General features: G+C 47.5%; 8 protein-coding genes. 2 read left to right on the top strand and 6 right to left on the bottom strand.

From position 1 onward, the window contains the following. Positions 1-396 precede the first annotated feature (396 nt). Positions 397-3,105: a bifunctional aconitate hydratase 2/2-methylisocitrate dehydratase gene (locus tag Q0314_RS05295; RefSeq protein WP_298057301.1), complete on the bottom strand. Its 2,709-nt coding sequence runs from the start codon at positions 3,103-3,105 to the stop codon at positions 397-399. Positions 3,106-3,191: 86 nt separating this feature from the next. On the opposite strand from Q0314_RS05295, the gene Q0314_RS05290 reads away from it, so the two are divergent. Further along, the gene (locus tag Q0314_RS05290) at positions 3,192-3,659 is read left to right on the top strand and encodes a methylated-DNA--[protein]-cysteine S-methyltransferase (protein WP_298057299.1); all 468 of its coding nucleotides are present in this window, start codon (positions 3,192-3,194) and stop codon (positions 3,657-3,659) included. A gap of 232 nt (positions 3,660-3,891) precedes the next feature. After that, on the top strand, positions 3,892-4,650 hold the full coding sequence (locus Q0314_RS05285) for an ankyrin repeat domain-containing protein (protein WP_004321374.1): 759 nt from the start codon (positions 3,892-3,894) through the stop codon (positions 4,648-4,650). A gap of 303 nt (positions 4,651-4,953) precedes the next feature. On the opposite strand, the gene Q0314_RS05280 is transcribed toward Q0314_RS05285, so the two are convergent. The 5 genes from Q0314_RS05280 to Q0314_RS05260 form a co-directional block, all read right to left on the bottom strand. Further along, positions 4,954-5,382 (bottom strand): EamA family transporter, encoded by a 429-nt coding sequence (locus Q0314_RS05280; protein ID WP_298057297.1) that lies wholly within the window; start codon positions 5,380-5,382, stop codon positions 4,954-4,956. A 189-nt stretch (positions 5,383-5,571) separates the two neighbouring features. Beyond that, positions 5,572-7,533 (bottom strand): methyl-accepting chemotaxis protein, encoded by a 1,962-nt coding sequence (locus Q0314_RS05275; protein WP_298057295.1) that lies wholly within the window; start codon positions 7,531-7,533, stop codon positions 5,572-5,574. 313 nt (positions 7,534-7,846) lie between these two features. Beyond that, a complete protein-coding gene (locus Q0314_RS05270; protein ID WP_298057293.1) occupies positions 7,847-10,405 on the bottom strand; it encodes a molybdopterin-dependent oxidoreductase in 2,559 nt (852 codons plus the stop codon). Positions 10,406-10,760: 355 nt separating this feature from the next. Further along, complete coding sequence (locus Q0314_RS05265) at positions 10,761-10,940, bottom strand: hypothetical protein (protein WP_298057292.1); 180 nt, start codon at positions 10,938-10,940, stop codon at positions 10,761-10,763. A gap of 16 nt (positions 10,941-10,956) precedes the next feature. Further along, positions 10,957-11,535 carry a cytochrome C gene (locus tag Q0314_RS05260; protein ID WP_298057291.1) on the bottom strand — a complete coding sequence of 193 codons (579 nt, stop codon included), beginning with the start codon at positions 11,533-11,535 and terminating at the stop codon, positions 10,957-10,959. Positions 11,536-11,899: the final 364 nt, after the last annotated feature.

Genomic DNA, 11,899 nt, shown 5'->3' with positions numbered 1-11,899 from the left:
GATGCCGATATATTCGGCGACGAGGAGCGCAGTCATTTTTAGCCTTAAGTTTTTAAACGAGATTTTACATTTTTAAAATAAAAAAGTAGTTGAATTTAAATGAAATTTAGCGCGCAAAAGAGAGGGCAAAATATGCGAAAAAAGAGTAAAATTTAAGTGCATTTTAGGAAATAGACAAGTACGAATTTAGCGCTTTTACCCTGTCTAGAGACTTACGTATTTATTTAGAGTGAAGCAAAATTTGGCCATACCGACGAACTCGGCATGGTCGCCATGAGTAAAATCATCGCCGCAAATAGAACTTAGATGTGTAAACATCAAAATATGACACATCCGTCGCTAAACTATCTATAGCGGCGTATCCGTCCATAAAAAATACGCCGCCGCGCCGAAAAACTAAATTTTAAAATTTTCTATCTCGTTAAAATTTAGATACCTATAAATTTGCGCCTCTTTGCCCGCAAGCTTTTGGGGCACTACGCTCATGTATTCAGAGACGCTTGGCAGCCTGCCCAGCACGGCGCAAACGGCGGCCAGTTCGGCGCTACCAAGATATACGCGCGCGCCCATACCCATGCGATTATCAAAATTTCGCGTCGAGGTCGAAAACACGGTCGCACCGTCGTTTACGCGGGCTTGGTTGCCCATACAAAGCGAACAGCCGGGCACCTCCGTGCGAGCGCCCGCCGCACGGAAAATATCGTAGTAGCCCTCCTTTTCGAGCAGTGCCTGATCCATCTTGGTAGGCGGCGCGATCCAAAGGCGAGTCGGCAGCGTCCCAAGCCCTCGCAGAGCTTCGCCGAGTGCTCGGTAGTGGCCGATATTCGTCATACAGCTACCCACAAACACCTCGTCGATCTTGTGCGGGCGCGAGCCGTCGGCTAAAATTTCGCTCAGAGTCGCGACGTCGTCGGGATCATTTGGGCAGGCCAGGATCGGCTCAGTGATCTCGTCCAAATTTATCTCGATCACCTCGGCGTAGCGCGCGTTTTTGTCGGCTCGCAGCAGCTCCGGCGCCGCTAGCCACTCGCGCATTTTCGCCGCGCGGCGCTCTAGGCTCGCCCTACTCTCATACCCGGCCTCTATCATCGCCTCGATGAGAGCGACGTTAGAGCGGACGTATTCGCAGACGCTCTCGACACTCAAATTTACCGCGCAGGCCGCCGCAGAGCGTTCTGCCGAGGCGTCGCTTAGCTCAAATGCCTGCTCGACTTTTAGCTCCTCCAGCCCCTCGATCTCTAAAATTTTACCCGCAAATATGTTTTTTTTGCCCTTCTTTTCGACCGTGAGCAACCCGCGCTTGATCGCGTAGTAGGGGATCGCGTTTACCAGATCGCGCAGCGTCACGCCCTTTTGCAGTCGCCCGCTAAATCGCACGAGCACGGACTCTGGCATATTTAGCGGCATCGCTCCCGACACCGCCGCAAACGCGACTAGCCCGCTACCCGCGGGAAAACTCACGCCGATAGGAAAGCGCGTATGAGAGTCGCCGCCCGTACCCACGGCATCGGGCAAGACCATGCGGTTTAGCCACGAGTGTATGACGCCGTCGCCGGGCCTCAGACTCACTCCGCCGCGCGAACTCATAAATTTAGGCAGCGTCCTTTGCGTTTCAAGGTCGCTTGGTTTTGGATACGCCGCCGTGTGACAAAAGCTCTGCAGCACAAAATCGGCTGAAAATCCGAGGCTTGCCAGCTCCTTGATCTCGTCGCGCGTCATCGGCCCCGTGGTGTCCTGCGAGCCTACGGTGAGAGTCGCAGGTTCGCAGTACTGCCCTGCTCTGATGCCCTGCACGCCGCAGGCCTTACCCACGATCTTTTGAGCTAGCGTGTAGCCCTCACTCTCGTTTGTTTGCGGCTGCGAAGGCCTCGCAAATATATCATCCGCGCCCAAATTTAGTGCCGCTCTAGCCTTGCCGCAAAGCGAACGGCCGATGATGAGCGGTATGCGCCCGCCCGCTCTGATCTCGTCAAATATCGTATTTGGCGCAAGCGTAAAGCGAGCGACAGGTTCGCCTTGGGGCTTAGCATTTTCGTTTAAATTTTCAAATTTAGCTTCGCCGTAAATTTGAACTCCGTCAAATTTACCCTCGGCGCTCAAATTTACCCGCCCGACGCGGAAAATCTCGCCCTCATACGGGTAGATATCCACGACGTCGCCTGTCTCTAGCGCGCTCGCGTCGGCTACGATCGGTAGCGCGCCGCTATCCTCGGCGGTGTTAAAAAATATCGGCGCGATCGCCGTGCCTATCACGATGCCGCCCGTTTTTTTGTTCGGCACGCCCTCTATCTCGCGCCCGAGGTGCCACTGGATCGAGTTTATGCCGCTCTTTCGGCTACTACCAGTACCCACGACGTCGCCCGCGTAGACGATCTCGAGCCCGCTTTTTTTGAGCTCGCCGATCGTCTCTAGGCTGCCTGGCTGACGCTTAACTAGCATCGCATTTGCGTGCAGCGGGATATCGGAGCGCGTGTAGGCCTCGCTAGCGGGGCTTAGATCGTCGGTGTTGGTTTCGCCGGCGACCTTAAAGATAACAGCTCTAATACGCCTAGGCAGGCTCTCGCGCTCTTTAAACCACTCCGCTTCCGCCCACGAGCGCAGCACTTCTAGGGCAAATTTATTGCTTTTAGCAAGCTCTGCCATGTCGTTAAAATAATCATGCACGAAAATCGTCTCTTTTAGCACGTTACAGGCAGCCTGCGCTACGGCCTCGTCGGCGTTTTTTAGGCTCTCAATCAGCACGATGACGCTGTATCCGCCAAGCATCGGCCGCAGCAAATTTACGGCGGCGATTTTATCAAGCCCGCTTATCTCAAGCCCGTGATTTATAATCTCGTTTAAAAACTCCGCCTTTACCTTCGCTGCGTCGTCTACGCCCGGATTTACGCGATTTGCGAGTAAATTTACGAGCCGCTTTACCCTCTCTTGATTTTCATCTAGCTTTGCGGCATTCATCGCTTCGCCGCCAGACTCCTTCTTGTGCGCACTTTCGAGCTTTAAAAGCTCGCAGACTTTTCTGGTCTGCTCCTCGTTTAGCGGTAGCGGCGGCACGCCTAGGGCCTCGCGCTCTTTTACGTGTTTTTCGTACTGCGTGAAAAAGTCCATCTTTTATCCTTATTAAAATTTACGTAATTTTAGCAAAACAAAGCGAAATTTGGCTAAATTTAAGCACTTGATTTTAAGGAATTACGATGCAAAAAGCGTATTTTGACTCGCCTATCGGCGTTTTGGAGATTTGCGGCGACGAGAGCGGAGTTTGCGAGATAAATTTCGTGCGAGATTTTGTCCGCACTGACGTAACGGACGCAAATTTAAAGCTCTGCTTAAGCGAGCTTGAAAGCTATTTTAAAGGCGAGCTAAAAACCTTTAAAACGCGGCTAAATATCGGCGGTACGGCGTTTCAGAGGTGCGTTTACGAAAATCTGCAAAAGATCGCTTACGGGCAGCGCATCACGTACGCCAAGCTCGCAGAGATGGCTGGGCGACCGAAGGCGTTTCGTGCGGCAGGCTCGGCAAACGCAAAAAACAAAATCCCAATCATCGTGCCTTGCCACAGAGTCGTCGCCTCAAACGGCCTTGGCGGATACAGCGGCGGCGAAGGGCTGGCGACTAAAATTTGGCTTTTGGAGCATGAAACGAAATTTAAAGACAAAGCTTAGTGTCTTTAAAATTTGACGGTATAAATTTGTCCAAACAAGCACAAATTTGATACGAAATGACAAATTTGATCGCCTGATTTTAGCCGTGTTTAAGCACATACTCGCGAAACGCGCGCTGTTTTCATAAGTAAAACGAGAGGCAAATTTATATTTTTAACCATACCGTTTTGATAAAATTTATGATAATTTAGCCTACTCGGCAAAAATTGCGGTGAAATTTAAAAGGAAAAAAATGGATCTAAAAATATACTACGACGACTGGCAGATGGAATGCTGCGGCGACGCGTTTAAGCTCAGCGACGAGATTAGTTGGTACGTGGCAAAATTTAAGACGGACACGGATTTTATCTTCAGGGACGCCGACTACTCATATGAGGCGCACGGCGGAGAGGAGTACAATATAACAGGCGTCGTGACGGAAATTTGGGCGATATATTTTCGCTACGAATCATGCGACGAACTGCACGGACGCGTACTGCGACCGGTCAAATACAAAACCAAAGAGATATCGTGTAGTCACGGTTTCGAGCCGGAATTTGAAGGTTTTACGTTCGGCGCATATCTGGTGCGGCTAAGCGACGCGATAGTTTGCGACTTGGCGGACGAGATTTACGATAAATTCGCGCGCAAGAGTAAATTTGAGAGTAAAATCGTATCGCCGAATCAAAAAGATGCAAGCGGTGAAACGATTTTAAACCTAGCGGTTGCGGACGCAGACAAATACGCCGTAGAAATGCTGTTAAACAAAGGAGCTGACGTAAATATAGCTGGCTATGAGGGCTTCACGCCGATACAGCGCGCATGCTTTTGTGGTAGTGAGACGATTTTTGAGCTATTACTCTCGGAGGGCGCCGACTTGGACGCGCTAAACGACGCCAAGCTAAGCGCACGGCAATACTGCGATGGTAATTTTGAGGGCGTAAAAAACGCAGCCAGACTAAGAAAAATAATCGCAAAATTCAAGTGGTATGCGACTTTGCAAAAAAATTGAACTGATTTTGCATTTTTTACGGCGCGAAATTTAAAGCCAAACTATGTAAATTTTCAACCAACGCCATTAGTAGATACATAAAAACTTGATGCAAATTTGCCGTATAGGCCTAGTAAATTTATCAAAAAGCAAACCTTGCAAGTAAAAAATAAGCTCATTTATGCACCAAAATTTACATGCCGAATATACTTTTGGCTTTTTGCGCCGTTTCGTCTAATAGTAAATTTCAAATACCGTCAAAAAAGCATAAATCAGACGAATAGGCTACCCTAAATTTTAAACCAGCGGATTAATTACGTGCGGTTATTTATTTGCAAATACCAGCGTAAACACGCCGCTAGCGATCAGCGCGATACCGATCCACTCTCGCGCGCTCGGACGCTCGCCTAAAAATATAACCGCAAAAACAACGACCAAAACGACGCTAAGCTTATCTATGGGCGCTACCTGCGACGCGGAGCCCATCTGAAGCGCCTTAAAATACGCCAGCCACGACGCACCGGTAGCCAGTCCGCTAAGCGTCAAAAATAGCCAGTTTCGCGCGCTTAGCTCGCCAAGCGGCTGCCACTTTTTAGCATATGTGAGAAACAAAATCAGCGCCGCAGCGATAACGAGCGTCCTGATAAAGGTCGCGAAATTTGAGTCCACGCCCTCAAGCCCGACCTTGGCGAAAATCGCCGTAAGCGCGGCAAAAACCGCCGAAGCTAGCGCCCATAAAGCCCACTCTTGCATGATTTATCCTTTGCAAAATTATAGTCAAATTTTACGGCAAATTTAGCTCAAAAGGGTGCAAATTTAAAATAAAAAAATAAGAGAAAGCTGCAAAGCGATTAAATTTGGCAGCGTCGTAAATGGATTAAGTAGCGTTTAAATTTAAAAAAGCGAATGCCTGATTTTTGACATTCGCCTTTAAAGTTTGATTTAAAATTTATTTTTTCTAACATCCGCGACGATATTTTTAGCCATATCGTCTATCTCGGCCGTAACCTCGTTTGTGGTATTTACGATCGAGATATTTTGGTGAGTGATGGAGTCGATTTGCGTGACCGACTGATTTATCATATTTATGCCGTCGCTTTGCTCCTTGATGCTTTCACTCATCTCATTGATACTTTGAGCTAGCACGTTTGCGTTAGCTTCGATTTCGCTTAGGGATTTTTGCGTTCGCTCGGCTAGTTTTCTTACCTCATCGGCCACGACGGCAAAGCCTCGTCCGTGCTCTCCAGCGCGCGCTGCTTCGATGGCAGCGTTAAGCGCTAGCAAGTTTGTCTGATCGGCGATGTCGCGGATGATCACGATGATGTTTTTGATCTCCTCGCTTTGTCGAGTTACATCCTGCGCCTTTTGGCTGATTGCGTTCATCGAGCTACTCATCTGCTCGATTGCAGCAGCGCTTTCTTGGATAGAGTCTGCTTGCCTATGAGCGCCGTCGGTTAGATTTTTCATAGATTCGGCTAGGATTTTAGCTTTTGCTTCTAGGCTTTCGGCCTCGTTTAGATTTTCTTTTAGCATATTGCTAACAGCTACACCGGCACTCTCTATACCCATGATCATATCTTTTAGATCGCTTTCTAGCTCATCTTTGAGCTCGATTTTAGCGGTATAATCGTTTTTGTTATATGAGTTTAGCACTCGCGCGATATCTTTTAAATTTGAAGATATTGAGCTAAAGAATTTATTTAGCAAATCTTTTAGTTGCACGAGAGCCGGGTTATTAGGATCCGCCTTTATAGTTGCGCCCATATGGCCTTTTATCATGAGATTTGCGATGCCGTTCATCTCCTCGATCAGAGCGCTATCTTTTTTGATGCCGTAGACTACTTTATCTATATTTTCGTTGATAGCCCTACTCATAACGCCGAATTCATCCTGCGTATTTACGGCTAACTTTTCAGGAGCCTTAGATACCTCATGTGTAACGAATTTAAACGTATCCTCAAGCTTTTCTTGGATAGTTTTTATCGGACTGAGAGATTTTTTAAGCAATACATAAACAAAAATCGAAAGAGCGACTATAAATAACGCCGCTAGCGCAAGCTGAGCCTTAAGTAGAGGAAGGGTATTGCTAGAAAAAGTATCCGCTCCGATAGCTGCGACAGCTAGCCAGCCTTTATCGTTGATAGGCAAAAGTTTAGCCGTTACGTTCTCGCCCTTATAGTTAGTATAAGGAATAAGTCCGTTTTTATCAAATTTCTTTTCTGTATATTGCTTGGAGAGATATGTAGTAGAGTCGACTGATTTACCGACGTTCTCAGGATTTGAGTGCATTAGCATGACGCCGTCTTGATTCATTAGATAAACATAGCCGTATTCGGTCTTGCCCATATCGAGGATTTTTTTGCTTAGAGTTTTTATATCGATATCTATACCTACTATACCGACAAATTTACCGTTTTTTACCGCAGGTGCTACGAAAGTTACGACCAAATCGTTAGTCGAAGTTAAGCGAGGCTGCATATAAATAGCTTTATTTTCATTTTTAGCCGCTCCGTACCAACCCCTAGTTCGCGGATCATAGTTATCGGCCAAGGTTGTTCTTTTACCGTCCGATTGGAAAAAATAACCATCCTCGCGTCCATAGTAAACATAGGTAACCAGTGAATTTGCAAGCTCTTTTTCTAGCACCAAATGACGCATTATATCATCGCCGTCGTCCGAAATTTTCTCGATGTTTACAGCTATTTTTTTGACCATAGCCAAATAATCTTCAAAAAACGAATTAGCAACAGTATTGACGTCTTTTAAAATTTGAGCCTGATTTTGGCTAACGAGCTGAACGACCTTATTCTCAGCCGTATAATAACTAACCGCCGAAATAGCGGCAAACGAAACGATCAGCGCGACGATGAGCATTAGCGCGATCTTGTTCGTGATAGAACGCATTTTCTCTCCTTAGATTTTGATTAAAATTTCTATTTTACTACGTTAAAAATTAAATAAAATTAAAACTTTACATTAACTATGTTTTAAAGCAAAATCCAGTCCAAATTTATTAAAAATAAGAAGTAATTTTTATGAGAATAAAATATAAAGCGGTATGAAAGCAAAATCAGCGTAGCAAAAACGATAAATTTAATCCAAATTTAACTGCTTCAAGTTAAATTTAAAAGCTAAATTTTAAACGCCTCGCCGAGTCAAATTTAACCCAGCGAGGCTTTATTAAATTTAAGCCGCAAATTTAGTTCGCGGTTTAAATTTAGACGAATTTCGGATCGCTAAACGCCGTTAGCTCAGGCACCTTACCTGTAAATTTCTCGATATTTACAAGCGCGGTGTGGCTGATGTTGCCGTTAGCTAGCTTGCTAGTCGGGATATCGATAGTTAGCACGTTTGGCGAGCCGTTTTTGCAAAGACCCGCGTCAAATCCGTCGTACCATACGCCCTCAGCAAGCTTAACTACGCCCTCTTTGATATCTTGCGTCACGTATGCGCCCGCTAGCACTTCGCCGCGTGCGTTAAATACCCTAACCAAATCGCCCGTTTTGATACCTTTTTTCGCGGCGTCTTTAGGGTGTATCCAGATCGGCTCGCGGTTTGCGATCGCGTAGTTTTCGCGCAGAGAGGTTTGGTTTAGCTGCGAGTGGAGGCGATCGGTAGGATGCGGGCTTAGCATGTGTAGCTCGGCTGGTTTATCTTTCATACCTAGCCACTCGATCGGCTCATACCACATCGGATGCGCGCCGCAGTCGTCATAGCCCATTTTCTCGATGGTTTCGGAGTAAATTTCGATTAGGCCGCTTGGCGTTCCTAGCGGATTTAGCACCGGATCCTCTCTAAACTCGCCAAATCTCACCCACGTATCGCTCTCAGGCGTCGAGGCAAAAGTTACCGGCTTATTTTCGTTCCAAAACTCCTCAAACGGCTTCATATCCGTTTCAAAATCAGGTATAGCCTTGACCTGCTCGTACGCCGCGCCGTAGTACTCCTTGATCCAGTCAAATTCATCCTTGCCGTTATCGGTGTAGGCTACGACTAAATTTTTAGCGTACGCCTTGCAAAGATCGGTAAAAATTTGATAATCATCGCGTGCTTCGCCGTATTTTTCCACGACTTGCTTCATCGGCACGATGTTCATGTTTGAGTAGTCGCCCGTCATCGTGACGTCGTTGCGCTCGTATGCGGTAGTGGTTGGAAATACGATATCAGCCATCTTAGCAGTCGGCGTCCAGTAGGCCTCGTTTACGACTACCGTGCGAGGTTTGCGCCACGCTTCTAGTAGGCGGTTGGTTTCTTGATGGTGGGCTAAAGGATTGCCGCCGACCCAGTAGATAAAGTCGATATCAGGATACGTGATTTTCTTGCCGTTGTGATCGATCACTTTGCCAGGATTTAGCAGAGCGTCTGCTATACGAGCGACCGGGAATGCATAGTTTGTCGCCTTTTGTAGCCAGCTTTGACCAGTACCCGCAACCGCCGCGGCTTTAGCTACGAAGCGGCCGTTTGCGTCAAATTCTCCGCTATCGGTACCGATAAACTCGCCCTCGTCGTTAAATTTACCCACGCTTGCGCTATTTACGCCGCCGATTACCGCGCCTTTGCAAGTCGGAGCGCCGCCGTTTGAGTAGTGGTAGCTAAGGCCAAAACCTCCGCCGGGAAGTCCGATCTGTCCTAGCATCGCCGCCAATGTCACCATCGCCCAGTGCGGCTGCTCGCCGTGATGCGCGCGCTGCATACCCCAACCGCTCATTATCATCGTACGGTTAGCGGCGAAGGTATCTGCTAGCTCTTTTATGAGGCTTGCTTTTAGGCCGCAAATTTTGCTCGCCCACTCTAAATTTTTAGGCGTGCCGTCGGTTTTACCGAGCAGATACGGCAAGAACTTATCAAAGCCGCTCGTATAGGTCTCGATGAAGTTTTTATCGTATTTGCCGCTCTCGTATAGGTAGTGCATCATGCCTAGCATCATCGCTGTGTCGGTGTTTGGCACTGGAGCTATCCACTCGGCCTTATCAAAGTACTGCGCCGTATCGCTTCTTATAGGGTCGATTATTATGACTTTTATGTCGCTGCGTTTTTTTAGCTCTTCAAAGTACTTAAAGCCCTGCTCGTCGGTGCTAGTCCACGCTATACGAAGGGTTGCCATAGGATTTGCGCCCCAGATGACGACTACTTTTGAGTTTTCTAGTACCACAGGCCAGCTGGTTTGCTGCTCGTAGACCTCGATGCTGCCCACGACGTGAGGCATGATGACCTGGCTGGCTCCCGTAGAATAATCGCCTAAAGACCCCACGAATCCGCCGCTAAGGTTCATAAATCTATGAAGTAAAATTCGCGAGTTGTGCACGTTGCCGCTTGATTTCCAGCCGTAGCTACCCGCAAACACGCCCTCTAGCCCCTTTTGTTTTCTCGTCTTTTTTAGCTCTCTAGCCACTAGTTTTATCGCGTCTTCGTAGCGTACGCGCACCCAGCCGTCTTTACCTCTTAGCTCAGGTTTTGGCGAGTCCGGATTTTCTAGGTAGCTTTTGCGTACCATCGGGTATTTTATGCGTGATTTATAGACCATGTCGGCGGTGTAGTGTTGCAGCGGATTATACACTTCGCTCGTTTTTTGAAACGGCTCTGATTTTACGATCTTGCCGTCTTTGATGCTAACCTTTAGCATGCCCCAGTGAGCAGCCGTTAGCACCTCGCCGTTACGTACGTTTGCCGTATTTAGCTCGGCGCCGAGTAAATTTGACGCCGTTACGCTAGAAAACAAAGGAGCCGCCGCAAGCGCCGCTCCGCCTTTTAATACATTTCGTCTTTGTAGGTTCATTTTCCTCTCCTGTTTTATTTCTCGGTCGAATAAATCCGACCTCCGAGCGGGAGTATAAATACTCCCTGCACCCACCTGAAGCACACCGCTTCTTTCGAAAGCGGCGTAAATTCGACTCATTTTTTTCTATTTTTGATTCCTCAGATCAGCAAAGCCGATCTTTACGGGCGGAAGCGCAAGCGCTCCCTGCACCCGCCTAAAGTCCCTACTGCGTAGGGTACCCTGTAAAATTTACTTCGCAGGTTGGCAAAGCCGGTCTTTTGCACGGACTCAAATTTAAGCTTTTACGCTCAAATTTGACCGCTCTCTCGTCCAGCGAGTCAAATTTGACAACTAAAAGCCTCGTTCGCGCAGCCTAGCTCGCAAAGCAGCCGCTCAAATTTAGCGTATATCTCGTTTTGTACGCTAAATTTACCATCCGCCGAACCTTCAAATTCGGCGTTTTAAAAACAGCCGCTTCGCCGCGAATTTTATAAAATCTAGCTCCCGTAAATCTCGTCCATCTGCGGGCGCGCCAGGCGTAAATCCTCGTCAAATTTACGCGCCGCTTTTTACTTTTTATCTACGTTCACGTCGGCAGAGTGCTTTTGCAAGTACTGTGTCACCAGCCACTCGTCGTCTTTGCCGATCGCCGTTCGCGCGATCATCGATTTTAGCAGGTTAGGCCACTGATTTGCCTTGTAGTGCGTGGTTTGATGTAGCGAATGGCACACTCCGCAGCTTTCTTTGTAAAGTTCGCCGCCCTTAGCAAAAAGCCCGCCTAGATCACTCGTAAAGCCGTCTTTTTGCGCATAGACCACGGTCTCGACCTCGTCCCATTTGCCGTTAGCGCCCTTTTTTACGACCTTTATATCAGGCGTCGCGGTTTTGGCAAACGCCACGGCGATGACGCGCTCGGAGTCGCTAAAGTAAACGACGTTGCTAACGGCGGGATTTTGGTAGCCTTTAACGGAGATTTTCACGCGGTCGCCCTGCGTGGCTAAAATTTTAACCCCGTTCGTCGGCAAGAGCCTGCCTATACTTTTTTGCGACGTCGCATCGGCGTAAACGTCTTTTACCGATGGGCTGTACACCTCGCCCGCTGCAAAGAGCGAACAGGCGAGCAAGCTTGATAGTAGGATTTTTTTCATTTTGCTCCCTTAAATTTAAGATGTAAAAGGATTATATAAGAAAAGTATGATGAAAGTATGATTTTATGAAAATATAATTTTATATTTGAGCGGTTCATGCCGTAAATTTGCAAGTAAATTTTGCAAATTTAGCGGTAAAAGCTTACGAAAAAATACTAATCTCGGTTTTAAATTTTAAAAGCGAATTGGGCAAGGTTATTGAAAGCAAAATTTAAAGCGGCAGCCCGCAAAACGTCCGAAATTTAGGAGGATTCGCGAGCCGAAAAATCCTACTCCGCGCTATAGCTTGAGAGCATATCAAAAGTAGGCGCGAAAAAGAGCGCTCCGGTGACCGGCGTGCTAAAATCAAGTAGTCTATCCGAGT

The sequence above is a fragment of the uncultured Campylobacter sp. genome (genome assembly GCF_938040115.1).
In the GTDB taxonomy this organism is placed as follows: domain Bacteria; phylum Campylobacterota; class Campylobacteria; order Campylobacterales; family Campylobacteraceae; genus Campylobacter_A.
This window is presented reverse-complemented; position numbering and strand designations above follow the sequence as displayed.